At 69.5% G+C, this 15,154-nt stretch carries 15 protein-coding genes; 8 read left to right on the top strand and 7 right to left on the bottom strand.

Features of this window, described 5'->3' with window-relative positions:
• Positions 1-51: 51 nt before the first annotated feature.
• From QSK35_RS00265 to QSK35_RS00240, 6 genes are all read right to left on the bottom strand, one after another.
• Positions 52-1,437, bottom strand: a complete 1,386-nt coding sequence (locus QSK35_RS00265; RefSeq protein WP_285741118.1) for an LVIVD repeat-containing protein — start codon at positions 1,435-1,437, stop codon at positions 52-54.
• A gap of 13 nt (positions 1,438-1,450) precedes the next feature.
• Positions 1,451-2,821, bottom strand: a complete 1,371-nt coding sequence (locus QSK35_RS00260; protein ID WP_285741117.1) for an LVIVD repeat-containing protein — start codon at positions 2,819-2,821, stop codon at positions 1,451-1,453.
• 143 nt (positions 2,822-2,964) lie between these two features.
• On the bottom strand, positions 2,965-5,223 hold the full coding sequence (locus QSK35_RS00255; protein WP_285741116.1) for a heavy metal translocating P-type ATPase: 2,259 nt from the start codon (positions 5,221-5,223) through the stop codon (positions 2,965-2,967).
• Complete coding sequence (locus QSK35_RS00250; protein ID WP_285741115.1) at positions 5,220-6,686, bottom strand: ABC transporter permease; 1,467 nt, start codon at positions 6,684-6,686, stop codon at positions 5,220-5,222. Before QSK35_RS00250 ends, QSK35_RS00255 begins: the two co-directional genes overlap by 4 nt.
• Positions 6,683-7,324 carry an ABC transporter ATP-binding protein gene (locus QSK35_RS00245; RefSeq protein ID WP_285741114.1) on the bottom strand — a complete coding sequence of 214 codons (642 nt, stop codon included), beginning with the start codon at positions 7,322-7,324 and terminating at the stop codon, positions 6,683-6,685. The genes QSK35_RS00250 and QSK35_RS00245 overlap by 4 nt, the downstream gene beginning before the upstream one ends.
• A gap of 7 nt (positions 7,325-7,331) precedes the next feature.
• Entirely contained in the window at positions 7,332-7,541 is a 210-nt protein-coding gene (locus QSK35_RS00240; protein ID WP_285741113.1) for a DUF2933 domain-containing protein, read from the bottom strand.
• A 240-nt stretch (positions 7,542-7,781) separates the two neighbouring features.
• On the opposite strand from QSK35_RS00240, the gene QSK35_RS00235 reads away from it, so the two are divergent.
• From QSK35_RS00235 to QSK35_RS00220, 4 genes are all read left to right on the top strand, one after another.
• Entirely contained in the window at positions 7,782-8,156 is a 375-nt protein-coding gene (locus QSK35_RS00235; RefSeq protein WP_285741112.1) for a hypothetical protein, read from the top strand.
• A 54-nt stretch (positions 8,157-8,210) separates the two neighbouring features.
• A complete protein-coding gene (locus QSK35_RS00230) occupies positions 8,211-8,807 on the top strand; it encodes a DUF305 domain-containing protein (RefSeq protein WP_285741111.1) in 597 nt (198 codons plus the stop codon).
• A 66-nt stretch (positions 8,808-8,873) separates the two neighbouring features.
• Entirely contained in the window at positions 8,874-9,236 is a 363-nt protein-coding gene (locus tag QSK35_RS00225; protein ID WP_285741110.1) for a BlaI/MecI/CopY family transcriptional regulator, read from the top strand.
• 2 nt (positions 9,237-9,238) lie between these two features.
• On the top strand, positions 9,239-10,171 hold the full coding sequence (locus tag QSK35_RS00220) for a M56 family metallopeptidase (RefSeq protein ID WP_285741109.1): 933 nt from the start codon (positions 9,239-9,241) through the stop codon (positions 10,169-10,171).
• Here the strand turns inward: QSK35_RS00220 and QSK35_RS00215 are convergent.
• Positions 10,143-11,177: a hypothetical protein gene (locus QSK35_RS00215; RefSeq protein WP_285741108.1), complete on the bottom strand. Its 1,035-nt coding sequence runs from the start codon at positions 11,175-11,177 to the stop codon at positions 10,143-10,145. The genes QSK35_RS00220 and QSK35_RS00215 overlap by 29 nt on opposite strands.
• Positions 11,178-11,381: 204 nt before the next feature.
• Between QSK35_RS00215 and QSK35_RS00210 the strand changes: the two genes are divergently transcribed.
• The 4 genes from QSK35_RS00210 to QSK35_RS00195 are packed head-to-tail and all read left to right on the top strand — an operon-like array spanning position 11,382 to position 15,008.
• Positions 11,382-11,663, top strand: a complete 282-nt coding sequence (locus QSK35_RS00210; RefSeq protein WP_285741107.1) for a metal-sensitive transcriptional regulator — start codon at positions 11,382-11,384, stop codon at positions 11,661-11,663.
• A gap of 18 nt (positions 11,664-11,681) precedes the next feature.
• Positions 11,682-11,888, top strand: a complete 207-nt coding sequence (locus QSK35_RS00205) for a heavy-metal-associated domain-containing protein (RefSeq protein WP_285741106.1) — start codon at positions 11,682-11,684, stop codon at positions 11,886-11,888.
• 20 nt (positions 11,889-11,908) lie between these two features.
• Complete coding sequence (locus QSK35_RS00200) at positions 11,909-12,790, top strand: DUF8832 domain-containing protein (protein ID WP_285741105.1); 882 nt, start codon at positions 11,909-11,911, stop codon at positions 12,788-12,790.
• The gene (locus QSK35_RS00195) at positions 12,771-15,008 is read left to right on the top strand and encodes a heavy metal translocating P-type ATPase (protein WP_285741104.1); all 2,238 of its coding nucleotides are present in this window, start codon (positions 12,771-12,773) and stop codon (positions 15,006-15,008) included. Before QSK35_RS00200 ends, QSK35_RS00195 begins: the two co-directional genes overlap by 20 nt.
• Positions 15,009-15,154: the final 146 nt, after the last annotated feature.

Genomic DNA, 15,154 nt, shown 5'->3' with positions numbered 1-15,154 from the left:
TACCAGCGAAAACCGCGCGCTGGGGCCCTCGCGGGTCCCAGCGGCCGGCTGTCACGGCAGGGAGAACTCCTGCGTCTGCGGGTTGAGGTGGTCCAGCCTGATGGCGCCGCCGACGGCGGGGTCGCTGAGCCGGAACACGTTGAGCCCCTCGGTGATGCTGGACTCGTAGATGAAGTTGTTGTACCAGTAGGACGACCAGGCCCCACCGAGGTCCGGCGGGCTGATCGCGGGCGGGTCGGACCAGCCGACCGTCACCGGGTTGGCCGGGTCGGTGAACTCGGTGACCCATGTGCCTGCCTGGTAGTGCCCGCCGACCGCGATGTAGCGGCCGTTGCGCAGCGGCACGATGTTGTAGTTGTGGATGGTGCAGTTCTCCGCGACACCGTCCTGCCCTCTGGGCAGCACCCACTGGCCGAGCTTGGCGCCGGTGTGCGCGTCGTAGAAGAACATGCTCTTGTCGACGTCCGGATCGGTGCTCTGGCACTCGGTGTCGGCGCCACCGCCGGGTTCCCAGCCCAGGATCAGGATCCTGCCGTCCCAGCTGAACGTCGCCGAGTGCCAGCGTCCGTTGGTGCCCGCCTGGCCGACACCCGGCTCGCTGACGGTGTAGAGGAACACCGGATCCGCGAGGCTGCCACCGGGATGCGCGTTGTCGCCGACGTCGAAGACGTTGGTCGCGTCCGCACTGGCGCAGGCGGCCAGGTTGACGCTGCCGAGGATGACGCCCATGTCGTGGCATCCGGTGCGCACGTTGGTGATCGGACCGGCCAGCGGTTCCCGCCGCAGCAGGTTCGCGTTCTCCGGGTGCGCGAAGGGCACCTCGATGACGTCGATGAAGTCGCCCTCGAGGTTCTCCGTCGCGAGGTCGTGGCTGGTGCCGCAGCCGGAGCTGCTGGAGTTGTTGCTGTACACGATCAACCGACCGGCCGCCCGGTCCGGGGCCGCGGTCAGGGTGTGCGAGCCGCAGGGCAGTTCGACCGAGGCGATCAGCTCGGGGTTGGTGAGGTCGCTGATGTCGAAGACGTGCACGCCTTCCCAGCCCGCCGGAACGGTGCGCCCGTCGCAGTCGCGCGGCACGGCCTTCTTGGAGTTCCACGAGCGGAGCAGGATGTTGTCCCACACCACGATGTCGCCCTGGTCGCCGTTGCAGTGCTGGTGGAAGATCTCCGTGGGATTGTCGGGATCGGAGATGTCGACGATGCGGAACCCGTCGTAGTTGCCGTTGAACGCCAGGTTGCCGCGGAACGCGATGTCGGAGTTGATGTGCCGGACTCCGTCCGGCTCGCCGAGGAACGTCGCAGGGTGCGGACTGTGCCCCTTGGCGTGCATGTTCTCCGAGTGCGGATTCGTTGCGTGGTCGGCGAACGCGGTCGCCGGGGTGACGAGGACGCCGGCCGCGACGAGCGCACCGACCGTCCTGAGGATTCTTCGGGACACGGGAACCCCTTGTCTACGGGAAGAGTCGTTCCTGGGTCTGCGGGTTGTCGCGGCCGAGCGGCGCGGCTCCCGCGACCGCCGGGTGGTCGATCCGGAACACGTCGAAGCCACGCGTGATGTCGTTGGCGTAGATGAAACCGTTGTGCCAGTAGCTCGACCACGTGTCCGCGGCGATCGGGTCGCCCGCCCGGTAGAAGCCGATCTCGACGGGATTCGCCGGATCCGTCAGGTCGGCCACCGTCGTTCCACCGGTGTAGGCGGCGGAGACGAGAATGTCGCGGCCGACGCCCGGCACGAAGCTGAAGTTGTGCATCGTGCACGCGCCCGCTTCGTCGCGCGGCAGCTTGTAGTGCCCCAGCTCCGCTCCGGTCGCGACGTCGTAAGTCCACACTGCACCCTTCGTCGGCGGGTCCTCCGCGCGACACCGCGCCAGAGCGCCGCCGCCGGCCTCGTCACCGAACGTCACGCGCTTGCCGTCCCAGGTGAACTGGGCCGAGTGCCACGCCTGCACCTGCGGCGTGGTCAGGGTGCGCAACACCCTGGGCTGCGACCGATCGGTGATGTCCCAGAGCTGACCGACGCTCAGGCACGCCGCGGCCGCGAGGTTCAGCGGCGCGAACACCGTGATGTCGTGACATCCCTTGGTGGGCTGCAGCACCGGGTTGCTGAACTCGAGCCGGGCCGGGTCGAACACCGGCACGCCGACGGTCGCCGGCGTGGCCACCACCGCGGCCTTCTCCGGGTTCTGCAGTGGCACGTGGATGACCGAGATCCTGTCGTGGAACTGCTGGCAGTGCGGTCCGACAGACGTCGTCGTGGCCGCATACGACGAGACGTAGATGAACAGGCTGCCCTTGCCCGCGGGCGCCAGGGTGTGGGTATGCGAACCGCAGTCGGTGCGCACGGACGCGATGTGCTTGATGTCGGTGGGATCGCGGACGTCGAAGACGCGAATGCCCTCCCACGCCGCCGGGTTGGTCGCCGGTGTGTTGACGCTGTCGCACTCCGGCTTGCTCTGCGGCGTGTCCACAGAGGAGAACAACAGACCTTCGTAGACGGAGACATCGCCCTGCGCGCCGTTGCACGGCTTGAACGCGACCTGATGCGCGGCGGCCGGGCCGGAGATGTCGATCACGCGGAAGCCGGTGTAGGTACCGGCGTACGCGTATTTCCCTTCGAACGCGAGATCGGACTGGACGGCGTTGTCCACCTTGGGCAGGTTCCGCACCAAGGTCATGTTCTCGCTGTGCAGATCCGGCGCGCCGCCGCCGGTCGGTGGATGGGTCGCGCCCTCGTCGGGGTCGTGTGCGAGGGCGGTCGCCGGGGTCGCCAGCACACCCGCCACGAGAAGAGCGACGGTGGTCAGCCGCCGTAATCGGTTCACAGCAGGCCACTCCCTTCGGAAGGGACAGCGCCGTTGCCGCCCCCGCTAGGAGTCATCGAGTCGCGCCCCAACAGTGTGACGCGCGTCACCCCAATGGCCTACTATCTTGCTTAGGAAGTTTTTGTGCGTGGGCAATTGACCGGTCAACGAGTCGGCAGACGCAGTCGCTTGAGGGCCACTGCGTTGACGGCGACGATGACGCTCGAGCCGGACATCGACAGGGCGGCGATCTCCGGCCGGAGCATCAGCCCGAAGGCGGGCTGGAACACGCCGGCGGCGATGGGCAGCGCGATGGTGTTGTAGCCGATCGCCCAGCCCAGGTTCTGGCGCATCTTGCGCAGCGTGCCGCGGCCGATGCGCAACGCGATCGGCACGTCGAGCGGGTCGGAGCGCATCAGCACGACGTCGGCGGTCTCGATGGCCACGTCGGTCCCGGCTCCGATGGCGATGCCGAGGTCGGCTTGCGCCAGCGCGGGTGCGTCGTTGACGCCGTCGCCGACCATGGCGACGCGCCGGCCACCGGACTGCAGCTCCGCGACCTTCGCCGCCTTGTCGCCGGGCAGCACCTCGGCGATCACGGTGTCGATGCCCAGCCGGGCGGCGATGCGATCCGCGGTCGCCTGGTTGTCGCCGGTCAGCATCACCACTTCGATCCCGAGGTCGTGCAGCGCCTCGACCGCGGCGACGGAGGTCTCCCTCGGCGCGTCGGCGATACCGATGACGCCTGCCGCGACGCCGTCGACGGCGGCCAGGACCGCGGTGCGGCCGGTCGCGGCGAGCTCGTCGCGGCGGGACGCCAGCGCGCCGGGATCGATGCCTTCGCGTTCCAGGAGCCGGCGGTTGCCGACCACGACCCGCCGCCCGCCCACGTGCGCGATCGCGCCGTGGCCCGGCACGTTCTCGAACCGCTCGGCCCGCAGGCCGTCGAGGTCGCCCGCACGACGGACGATCGCCTCGGCCAGTGGGTGCTCGGACTCGCGTTCGACCGCGGCGACCAAGCGCAGCAACTCGGTTTCCCCGAACCTGTCGGCGATCACATCGGTGACCTCGGGCTCGCCCTTGGTGAGCGTGCCGGTCTTGTCCATCACCACGACCTCGATGCGCGCGGACGTTTCGAGCGCCATGGCGTTCTTGAACAACACACCGCGCTTCGCGCCGAGCCCGGTGCCGACCATGATCGCGGTCGGGGTGGCGAGGCCCAGAGCGTCCGGACAGGTGATCACGACGACCGTGATGGCGAACAGCATCGCGGTCGCGAACGAGGCGCCGGACAGCATCCATGCGGCGAGTGTCACTCCCCCGCCGACGAGTGCGACCAGTACCAGCCAGAACGCGGCTCGGTCGGCGAGGCGTTGCCCAGGCGCCTTGGAGTTCTGCGCCTCCTGCACCAGTTGGACGATCTGCGCCAACGCGGTGTCCGCGCCCACCTTGGTCGCCCGCACACGCAGAGTGCCGTTCGCGTTGATCGTGGCGCCGACGACGGTGGAGCCGGGCGCCTTGTGCACCGGGAGGCTTTCGCCGGTGACCATCGACTCGTCGACCTCGGACTCGCCGTCCTCGACAACGCCGTCCACCGCGATCTTCGCGTCCGGACGGACCAGCAACAGGTCGCCGACGACCACTTCGGCCGTGGGCACCTCGACGGGTTCGCCGTCGCGCAGCACGACCGCCTTGGGCGGAGCCAGGTCGAGCAGCGTGCGGATCGCGTCGTTGGCACCACCGCGCGCCCGCATCTCGAACCAGTGTCCCAAGAGGACGAACGCGGCCAGCACGGTCGCGGCCTCGTAGAAGACCTCTCCCCCGCCGGTCAGCGTGATCACCACCGAGTACAGCCAGCCGGCGCCGATCGCGACCGCGACGAGCACCATCATGTCGAGCGTCCGCGCCCGCAGTGCACGCCACGCCCCGGCGAAGAAGATCCAGCAGGAGTACAGGACCACCGGCAGGCTCAGCAGCAACGACCACACGTCCGCCCGCATCCCGAACGGCGTGGGCAGGTGCAGCCCGAACACCTCGGTGCCGATCGGCGACCACAATACGATCGGCACCGAGAACAACAGCGCCACCAGGAACCGGTTGCGCATGTCGGTGGCCATCGACGCGTGGTCGTGGCCGTGGTGCGCCATCGCCTCATGCGCCGAGTGCTCCGCGCCGGGTTCCGCGGTGGGATCGCAGATGTGGTGCGGCACGGACTGACCCGCGCAGTGGTAGCCGCAGTCGATCACCCACTGGCGCAGGTCCGCCACGGAGGTGACGGCGGGATCGAAGTGCACGGTCGCGGTCTGCGCGGCCGCGTTGACCTCGACGTGGTGCACACCGGGTCGCCTGCCGAGCCTGGCGTCGACGACGTTCTGTTCCGTCGCGTAGTGCAGCCCGCTGACGTCCAGCACCACGGAGTTCATCGCCGCTCCCTCAATCCGAACAACCAGGTCGCCAGCACACCGAGCACGAGCACCCAGCCGAGCCCGAGCAGCAACGCCGCGGTCTCGTCGAAACCAGCGGTCAGCCCGCCGTCCAGCAGCACGCGGTCGGCGCCGTAACCGGGCAGGAACCGGGCCCAGTCCGGCGGTTCGGCGCGCAGCATCGGGCTTTGCGCGATGCCCACATCCAGAAACGGCACGAGGAACGCGATGAGCACACCGGACAGGCGGCCGAAGACCGGCCCGATGCACACGCCGATCAGGGCGTAGGTGGCGGCGAGCAGCACGTTGCCCGCCGCGTAGACGCCCCACTGCCGCGCGTCGAACACGGTGACGGTGACGGCCAGGGACGCCGCGGTCACCAGCAGCGCTGCGAAACCGATCACGCTCAGCCGTGCCAACAGCAGCGTTCCGGTGCGGAACCCGGCCAGGGTGAGCCGCCGGTCGCCCGACCGGGCGTCGAGCACCACGAACAGGCCCGCGAGGGCGGCGAGCGAGGCGATCGCGATCGGGGTCATGGTGCCGGCGTGCACGTCCGGCAGCCAGAAGGAGAACGCGGACTTGCGGCCATCGTCCACAAGGGACAACACCGTGGGTTCGTCCGGAGTGATGACTTTCGACAGCCAGATGAACACGACCGGCACGATCACCAGCAACGCCCACAGCACCGGGTTGCGCCGGTAGTCGCGCAATCCCATGCGCAGCGCGGTGGTGAACTGTCCCGCCCGCATCCGATGGCCGTGCGCCACACGGCTGGTGGCGACGAGCACGAGCCACGCGGCCACGAGCGCGCCGGCCAGCCACACCAGGGCCCAGCCGAGGTCGCCGAGCCGGCCACCGTGCCGGGACGGCAGATCGACCATCCACAGCGTGACGAAGTGCGTGGGCAGCCAGCGGGTGGCGAGCCGGTCCGGCGAGCCGAGAGCGGGCCCGAAGAACACGTCGACGATCCAGATGAAGAGGATCACGACCGTGCCGTTGACCGGGTTGGCAACCACCACGCCGACCACCGCCCCGATCGCCAGGTAGATGCCCGCGAACATCAGCGTGCCCGCGGTGACCCGCCAGGCATCGTCGACACCCGTGCGCAACACCAGGGCGACCAGCGCCGCGGCGGACACCAGCGCGGCGAGCACGAGGCCGGTCCCCGCACGGGCCGTGACCAGCCGAGCCGCGGGCAGACCCGCGAGCACAAGCCTCCGGTCCGCCGCACGTGCCGACCTCAGCTGGAAGTACATCGCGATACCGGCCAGGAACCCGGCCGCCCAGCCCGCCGACGCCGTCTCCACCGACGGGCCGGTGCCGCCGAGCAGTTTCGCCGCCTCGGCCATCGATCCGGCCGCGACCACGACGAACACAACGGGTACCAGGACGAGCACCAGCGGGTTGACCGGGTTGCGGGCGTAGTCGGCGAGGAACCGGCGCGCGAACAGCAGCGTCGTCATGTCCGGCCGTCCTTCAGGTGCACGATGCGGTCGAAGCGTTCCTCGTCGGCCACGAAGTGGCTGATGATCAGCACGCTGCGGCCCTGTTCACGACGCTGGGCCACCAGCAGCCAGAACTTGAGGTAGGTGTCCCAGTCGAACCCCGCGTACGGCTCGTCGAGCAGCAGCACCTCCGGGTCGGCCAGCAACGCCAGTCCGAGGTTCAGCTTGGCCAGCGTGCCGCCGGACAACCGGTCGGCACGCGTGCCGGCATACCGTTCGAAGCCCAGCGCCCCGTACAACTCGCGTCGCGCCCTCCGCTCGGCTTCCGGGCTCATGCGGTAGGCCCGGCCGAACAGCTCGAAGTGCTCGTCACACGTGAGCCGCTCGTAGTAGACCGGCTCCTGCGGGCAGTACCCGAGTCTGCCCGTGATCGACACCGTGCCCGCGTCCGGCCGCAGGGCACCGACGAGGACCTTCATCAACGTCGACTTGCCCGAGCCGTTCTCCCCGACCAGCCCGACGACCTCACCCGGCAGCAGCGTGATATCCGCACCCCGCAAGACGTTCTGCCGATTCCGCAGGCCACGGCGGTAGCTCTTCTCGATACCGGACGCATCCAGCACGGCGGTCCGCACGGGTAGTTCGGTGGTGGTCATGGCGCCCTCACGACCGGCCGGTCGTGTGGTGGTCGCGGTGCTGTTCATCGGATCCGCCGCCATCACCGTGCCCACCCATCATGAAGATCATCATCAGCGGGCAGGCCAGCACGAGCAAGCTGAACAACATCGTCTGAAGGGGAACTCCGGCGAACGTGAGGCCGACGATCAGGATCGCGAGGGCGATCGCGTACAGCCCGAAGTGTTGGCGCTTCATCTCGTCCTCATTTCCTTGGCCTGCTTCGAGCATCGACGCCCGCCCTGGTCGTCATCAGGGCATGTCGTCGGGACCGCCGGAATCCGAAGGTCCTGCCCGGTCCGGGCCAAGGTCCCCTCCGGCCGGGCCGATGTGTTCGACGGCGGTTCTGCGCCGGGCGCGGTCACCCAGGGAATTGAACCGGTCGACGTCCCGCACCCGTAGAAGGGGGTGATGGGATCTACTAGGTACGGTAGTTGCATGCCGAACAGCACGCGCCGCACGGTCACCCAGTGGCTGCTGCTGTGCGTGCTGTTCCTCGGGGTCGTGGGGATGCACCACGTCGCGATGAACGGCGACATGCCTCCCGGCCACGGCATGGTCGCCGCGGCACATGAGCCGCATGTGCCCGAACACGATCCCGCTCCGCCGCCGGCGCACGACATGCTGCACCTGTGCGTCGCAGTGCTCTGTGCCTTCGCCTCGGCGTTGCTGCTGACCTGGTTGCTGCTGCGTTCCGCTCGGCCGCTCGCCGATCGATGGCGATCATCGAGTTCCCGGCCGCGCGCTCCCGCCCGTCCGCCGCCCATCGGTGGTCGTGCCCTGCTCGGTTCCTTGTGCGTGTTGAGGTTGTGATCCACCCGGTCGCAGGCGATCACAGTTCCCCAACACAGACAAGGAAAGTTCAGCATGAAGAAGTCCCTCATCGGGATCGTCGCGTTCGCCGCGGTCGCGCTCACCGCGTGTAGCGGCAACGACATGGCGGGCATGGACCACAGCACGACGACCGCTCCGGCGGCCACGAGCGCCGGCCAGGCCGCAGGCCACAACACCGACGATGTCACGTTCGCGCAGGGCATGGTGCCGCACCACCAGCAGGCGCTCGACATGGCCAAGCTGGTGCCGAGCCGCAGCACGAACGCGAAGGTCCTCGACCTCGCCAAGCGGATCGAGGGGGCGCAGGATCCCGAGATCCAGAAGATGAACGAGTGGCTCAAGGCGTGGGGTGCGCCCACGTCGATGCCCGGTATGGACCACAGCTCGATGCCCGGTATGGCGGGCATGATGAGCGCCGAGGAGATGGCCAAGCTCCAGCAGGCCAAGGGCGCCGAGTTCGACAAGGTGTGGCTCGAGATGATGATCAAGCATCACGAGGGCGCCGTCGAGATGGCGAAGATCGAGCTGCAGAAGGGTGGCAGCTCCGACGCCAAGAAGCTGGCGCAGGACATCGTGGACGCCCAGCAGAAGGAGATCACCGAGATGCAGGGAATGCTGAAGTCGTCCTGATCTCCGCCGGGCGAGCGGTGAGGCTTCACCGCTCGCCCGGCGCGGGTGGTCGCGTAGCCTTGCCACATGCGTGGACTGGGCGAGCTGGAAGCCGCGGTGATGGACGTGCTCTGGCACGCCGGCGAGCCGCTCAGGGTCCGGCAGGTGCTGGAACGGCTGGACACGGGCAAGGCGCTGGCGTACACGACGGTGATGACGGTGCTGGACAACCTGCACCGCAAGAACTGGGTGAGCCGCGAGCTCGACGGCAAGGCCTACCTCTACGAGCCGACGCTCAGCCGCGCGGAGGCCGCGGCAAACGCCCTGCGCGAGGTGCTCAGCGCCTCCGGTGACCCGCAAGCCGCCCTGATGCACTTCGTGCAGTCGGGCACGCGGGAGGAGTCGGAGTTGCTGCGCAAGGCTCTGCGCAGGAAGGCCTCGAAGAAGTGACCGTGGCGCTGGCCCTGTTGCTCGGGTGCGGCGTGGTCGGCGCACTGGCGCCGCGTTACCTCCTGCGCCTCTCCGACCCCGTCGTCGCACTGGTCGCCTGGCTCGTCTCGGTCCTCGCGGTGATGGCCACCTCCGCGGTCGCGATGCTCCTGCTCCTCCTGCCCGATCACGGACTTGGGCTCGCCGTGCTGACCGCCGTCCACGACTGCTGGCAGTCGCTGCAGCACGGCACCACTCCGGGCATTGAGGCAATGAGCGGTCTCGTGGGCATCGCGCTGCTGACGGGCCTGCTGGTGCGCCTGGCCATCGTCGGTGTCCACAGTGCGCGGCGCCGGGCGGCGGCCCGCCAGGAACACCTGGCGGTGCTTCGTGTCGCGGGACGACGCGAGGCCGGTGCGCACACGACGTTGTGGCTGGAGCACGACCACCCGTTCGCGTTCAGCCTCGCGGGCAAACCCGGAGTCGTGGTCGCCACCGAGGGACTGCGCCGCCACCTCACCCCGGCGCAGGTCGACGCCGTTCTCGCCCACGAACACGCACACCTCGACGGACGGCACCACCAGCTGATCACGATCGCCGACGCCGTGGCCGCCACGCTGCCGTTCCTGCCGCTGTTCAAGCGGGCGGCAGCGGCGATCCGGGAGTTCGTCGAGATGGCGGCGGACCTGACGGCCGCGCGCGCCCACGGTGTGGAGGCCGTGACGGGAGCGTTGGTCCGCGTTTCCGCGCACGGCGCTCCGGGCACCGCGCTGGCGATGAGCGGAGACGCGGTCGAGCACAGGCTGATCCAGCTGCGGAAGCGACCTCACGCGCCCGGCCCGGCACGCAGGGTGTTGACCTGCGGACTGGCTGGAGCAACGGCGCTGGTCCTGCCCGGCACCGCGGCGTTCGGAGCGTTGTTCGCGGTCATGCTGCTGACCTGCCCGTCCGGCTAGCGAGGAGTCCGACGGCCGCACCGGCGAATCCGGCGAGCACGACGACACCGGACCACAGCGACACCGGCCAGCGCACTGCGTCGGCGATCGCCAGCCCGGCGAGCTGACCGGCCCACACGAGCAGTGCCGTGCCACCCGCGACGACCGGCAGGAACCACCGTTCCCCGTGGTGACCGGACAGTCGTGACCGGGCGAAGTCCGCGATGACCGCCCCGGCGGTGGCACCCACGGCACCGGCCACCGCGGTCGCCGGAAAGCCGACGACGCCCACGGACAACCAGGCGATCGTCCCGACCAGCACCGTCGCCCCGGCGGGAACGCCGGCCCGGCCGCGCACCATCAGCAGCAGGGGCATGGCGAACAGCACCGTCGTCGCCAGGTAGCCGGACAGCGCCGCGACGACCGGCAACTCGGCCTCCAGGTGGCCCGGCGTGCCCTCCGGCGTGGGCACGAACGACTGGACCGCCGCCGGCATCGGGAACGGCGAGGTGTAGAGCATGAAGAACGCGACGAGTGCCGTGGACAGCACGAGCGACAGCACCGCGGTGGGCGTCCACCGCCGAATCGAACCGAGAACTCCTTGCGCACGCATCGGGCTGCCGAGAATGAGCAGGCCACCGGCCCCGAGCAGCAGATGGCTGGGACTCACCAGCGCGTCGACCGCGACCTCGATGCCGAAGACCTCGTGCCAGAGCAGGTCGGCGACACCGCCCACGCCGAACAGCAGCACCCCGAGCGCTCCTCCCGCGTAGCCGCGCGGCAGGTCGCCGAGAACCGGGCGTCCGGCGGCGCGGGTCCGCCACACCATCAGCCCGATCCAGCCGGCCGTCACCGCGAGACCGGCGTAGAGCGCCCCGTGCCACGGCGTGAAGAAGCTCTCCAGGCCGGGCACGTTGAAATGCGCCCACCCGTCGCTGAGTACCGCGCCGACGAGCCAGATCCCCAGAACACCGGTGACGAGATCGCGGTGCCGTCCACCGACCTGCACCTTCTCCGACGTTGACATGGGATCCTCCTTCCCGCCGATCCTCAGATACGGCGTAGGGGTATCCACGTATACCCCGGCTGGGTATGTCGAAACAAGCCCCGCACTGTGCGGCAGACCACTGGTAAACCCCTACCCCCCTGGGGTATAAATGCAACAAGAGCCCGCCGTTCCCCCGGTCAGTCGCGATCGGCCGCGCGGCGGACCGATCGACAGGAGCGAGAAGTGCACGGCTACACCGAGAACAAGGACGCCCACCTGCGCCGGCTGCGCCGCATCGAAGGCCAGGTCCGCGGACTGCAGCGGATGATCGAGAACGACGACTACTGCATCGACGTCCTCACCCAGATCTCCGCCGCCACGCGCGCACTCCAGGCCGTCTCGCTCGGCCTGCTCGACGAACACCTCAAGCACTGCGTGAGCCAGGCCATCAGCGACGGTGGCGACGCGGCCGACGAGAAGATCGCCGAAGCCAGCAACGCCATCGCCCGCCTGGTCCGCTCTTAGTTCAAGGAGAAGATCCCGATGGCCGAGACCACCTACACCGTCCAGGGCATGACCTGCGGACACTGCGCCGGCTCGGTGACCGAGGAGGTCAGCCGGATCAGTGGTGTCCAGAGCGTCGACGTCGACCTGCCCACCGGCAAGGTCACGATCACCAGCGACGAGCCCGTCGCCGAGGACGCGGTCCGTGCGGCCGTCGCCGAGGCCGGCTACCACCTCGCCGGCTGAAGACCCTCGGGGAGAGCATCATGAAGACCGGCCACAAGGTCGCCGCCTACGCCCTCGCACTGGTGATCGTCTTCGGCGGGGCCTGGGCGGCCGGTGCCGCCGTCGGCCCGCTCGGCGACGGAACACCGTCGAGCGATCCCGGCGCGATGGCACACAGCGGGGAGGCAGCCGCGCTTCCGCCGGGCTTGTCCGTGTCGGAGAACGGCTACACCCTGCAGATCCTCTCGGCCACGCCGGAGATCCGGTTCCGGATCACCGGACCGGACGGATCACCGGTGACCACCTTCGCCGTGGAGCACGAGAAGAAGCTGCACCTCGTACTCGTCCGCCGCGACGGCTCCGGCTACCAGCACCTGCATCCCACCATGGCCGCCGACGGCACGTGGAGCACTCCCCTGACGCTGTCCGCCGCCGGAAGCTACCGCGTCTTCACCGACTTCCGCGCCGAGGGCGGTCCCAAGACGACACTCGGTGCCAACATCCAGGTGCCGGGGTTGTACGAACCCCGGCAGTACGCAACGGACCAGCGTTCATCCATTGTGGACGGCTACGCGGTGACGATCACCGGTGACCTCAAGGCCGGCGCCGAGTCCACCGTGACCGCGACGGTGACCAAGGACGGCCGACCGGTGACCGACCTGCAGAAGTACTTGGGGGCCAACGGTCATCTGGTCGCGCTGCGGTCCACCGATCTGGCGTACCTGCACGTGCATCCGCAGGACGCACCGGGCAGCGGCCCGGAGGTGAAGTTCGTCGTCGAGGTGCCCACGTCCGGGACGTATCGGCTGTTCCTCGACTTCCAGCACGAGGGAAAGGTCCGCACGGCGGACTTCACCCTCGCCACCACCGGCGCCGCCACCACGACGACCAAGGAGGAAGGTCATGCCGGACACGGCGGCTGACGCCCGCACCAGCCACATCGAACTGTCGATCGGTGGCATGACGTGTGCCTCCTGTGCCGCGCGCATCGAGCGCAAGCTCAACAAGCTCGACGGTGTGACCGCCACGGTGAACTACGCGACGGAGAAGGCACGGGTCGACTACCCGGACGGCCTGTCGCCCGACGACCTGGTGAAGGTCGTCGAGGCCACGGGTTACACCGCCGAGCTGCCCGCTCCCCCGGTTCACGACACCGAGGAGGACCCGACCCGCTCGTTGCGGCAGCGGCTGATCGTCTCCGCCGTGCTGTCGGTTCCGGTGGTCGCGCTGGCCATGATCCCGGCGCTGCAGTTCACCTACTGGCAGTGGCTCTCACTCACGCTGGCCGCACCCGTCGTGGTGTGGGGCGCGTGGCCGTTCCACCACGCCGCGTGGACCAACCTCCGCCACGGCGCCGCGACCATGGACACGCTGATCTCGATCGGTGTCGGAGCGGCGTTCCTGTGGTCGCTGTACGCGCTGTTCCTCGGGACCGCCGGCACGCCGGGCATGACGCACGGCTTCGACCTGACCGTCCAGCGGATGTCCGGTGGCGGCAACATCTACCTCGAGGTCGCCGCGGGCGTGACCACGTTCATCCTGGCGGGCCGCTACTTCGAGGCGCGTTCCAAGCGCCGGGCCGGTGCCGCGCTGCGAGCACTGCTGGAGCTCGGCGCGAAGGACGTCGCGGTGCTGCGCGACGGTCGTGAGGTCCGGATCGGCGTCGACGACCTGAAGGCCGGCGACCGGTTCGTGGTGCGTCCGGGCGAGAAGATCGCCACCGACGGCGTCGTCGAGGAGGGCAGCTCGGCCGTCGACGCGAGCATGCTCACCGGCGAGTCGGTGCCGGTCGAGGTGACGACGGGTGACGCCGTGGTCGGCGCGACGGTGAACGCGGGCGGCCGGCTGGTCGTGCGCGCCACGCGCGTCGGTGCCGACACACAGCTCGCCCAGATGGCGAAGCTGGTCGAGGAGGCCCAGAACGGCAAGGCGGAGATCCAGCGCCTCGCCGACCGGGTGTCCGCGGTGTTCGTGCCGATCGTCATCGCGCTCGCCGTCGGCACGCTCGCCTTCTGGCTCGGCGCGGGAACCGGTGCGACGGCGGCGTTCACCGCGGCGGTCGCGGTGCTGATCATCGCGTGCCCGTGCGCGCTGGGACTGGCGACGCCGACCGCGTTGCTCGTCGGCACGGGACGCGGCGCGCAGCTCGGCATCCTCATCAAGGGCCCGGAAGTCCTCGAGTCCACGCGCGGGATCGACACCGTGGTACTCGACAAGACGGGCACCGTGACCACGGGCCACATGAGCCTGATCAGCGTGCACGCCGCCGAGAGCGAGGACGAACTCGAGGTGCTGCGCCTGGCCGGAGCGCTGGAGCACGCCTCGGAGCACCCGATCGCCAAGGCGATCGCCGCCGGCGCGACCGAGCGGGCCGGTGAACTGCCCGCCGTCTCGGAGTTCCAGAACCTGGAAGGCCTGGGCGTGCAGGGGATCGTGGACGACCACGCGGTGCTGGTCGGCCGGGAGCGGCTGATGACCGAGTGGAGTGTTCACCTCGGCTCCGAGCTCGCCACGGCGAAGCAGGAGGCCGAGCAGCAGGGCCGGACCGCCGTGCTGGTCGCGTGGGACGGCCGGGCGCGCGGCGTGTTGGTCGTGTCCGACACCGTCAAGGCCACCTCGGCCGAGGCGATCGCCGGACTGCGTTCCCTCGGGTTGCGCCCGGTCCTGCTGACCGGCGACAACGAGGCCGCGGCTCGTGCCGTGGCCGCCGAGGTCGGCATCGAGGAGGTCATCGCCGAGGTGCTGCCCGCGGACAAGGTCGACGTGGTCAAGCGGCTGCAGGACGAAGGACGAGTCGTCGCGATGGTCGGTGACGGGGTCAACGACGCGGCCGCACTCGCCCAGGCCGACCTGGGGCTCGCCATGGGCACCGGCACCGACGTCGCCATCGAGGCCAGCGATCTCACCCTGGTCCGCGGCGACCTGCGAGCCGCGGTGGACGCGATCCGGCTGTCGCGCCGGACGCTGGCCACGATCAAGGGCAACCTGTTCTGGGCGTTCGCCTACAACGTGGCGGCGCTCCCCCTGGCCGCGGTCGGCCTGCTGAACCCGATGATCGCGGGCGCCGCGATGGCGTTCTCGTCGGTCTTCGTGGTGAGCAACAGCCTGCGGCTGCGCGGCTTCCGCAGCTCGACCGGCTGACCTTCGGCGGGCCACGTGATCACGTGGCCCGCCATCTCTTTTCATCCCGCGGTAGATCCACTATTCGGATTAGTACGACCTGACGCAGTAGTGCCGCTGCTCCATCCGATCCAGTGCGACACATGGGATCACCCGGTTGCCGCTCG

It is taken from the genome of Lentzea sp. NBRC 105346, from assembly GCF_030269605.1.
Lineage (GTDB): Bacteria > Actinomycetota > Actinomycetes > Mycobacteriales > Pseudonocardiaceae > Lentzea.
Note: the sequence above shows the minus strand (reverse complement) of the source record. Positions and strands in the feature narration are given on the sequence as shown.

Bases quoted from the DNA above. Each gene is read 5' to 3' on its own strand.
- QSK35_RS00225 (WP_285741110.1), top strand. From the start codon at position 8,874: ATGCGTGGACTGGGCGAGCTGGAAGCCGCGGTGATGGACGTGCTCTGG.
- QSK35_RS00205 (WP_285741106.1), top strand. From the start codon at position 11,682: ATGGCCGAGACCACCTACACCGTCCAGGGCATGACCTGCGGACACTGC.
- QSK35_RS00245 (WP_285741114.1), bottom strand. From the start codon at position 7,324: ATGACCACCACCGAACTACCCGTGCGGACCGCCGTGCTGGATGCGTCC.
- QSK35_RS00250 (WP_285741115.1), bottom strand. From the start codon at position 6,686: ATGACGACGCTGCTGTTCGCGCGCCGGTTCCTCGCCGACTACGCCCGC.
- QSK35_RS00200 (WP_285741105.1), top strand. From the start codon at position 11,909: ATGAAGACCGGCCACAAGGTCGCCGCCTACGCCCTCGCACTGGTGATC.
- QSK35_RS00240 (WP_285741113.1), bottom strand. From the start codon at position 7,541: ATGAAGCGCCAACACTTCGGGCTGTACGCGATCGCCCTCGCGATCCTG.
- QSK35_RS00230 (WP_285741111.1), top strand. From the start codon at position 8,211: ATGAAGAAGTCCCTCATCGGGATCGTCGCGTTCGCCGCGGTCGCGCTC.
- QSK35_RS00195 (WP_285741104.1), top strand. From the start codon at position 12,771: ATGCCGGACACGGCGGCTGACGCCCGCACCAGCCACATCGAACTGTCG.
- QSK35_RS00235 (WP_285741112.1), top strand. From the start codon at position 7,782: ATGCCGAACAGCACGCGCCGCACGGTCACCCAGTGGCTGCTGCTGTGC.
- QSK35_RS00255 (WP_285741116.1), bottom strand. From the start codon at position 5,223: ATGAACTCCGTGGTGCTGGACGTCAGCGGGCTGCACTACGCGACGGAA.
- QSK35_RS00215 (WP_285741108.1), bottom strand. From the start codon at position 11,177: ATGTCAACGTCGGAGAAGGTGCAGGTCGGTGGACGGCACCGCGATCTC.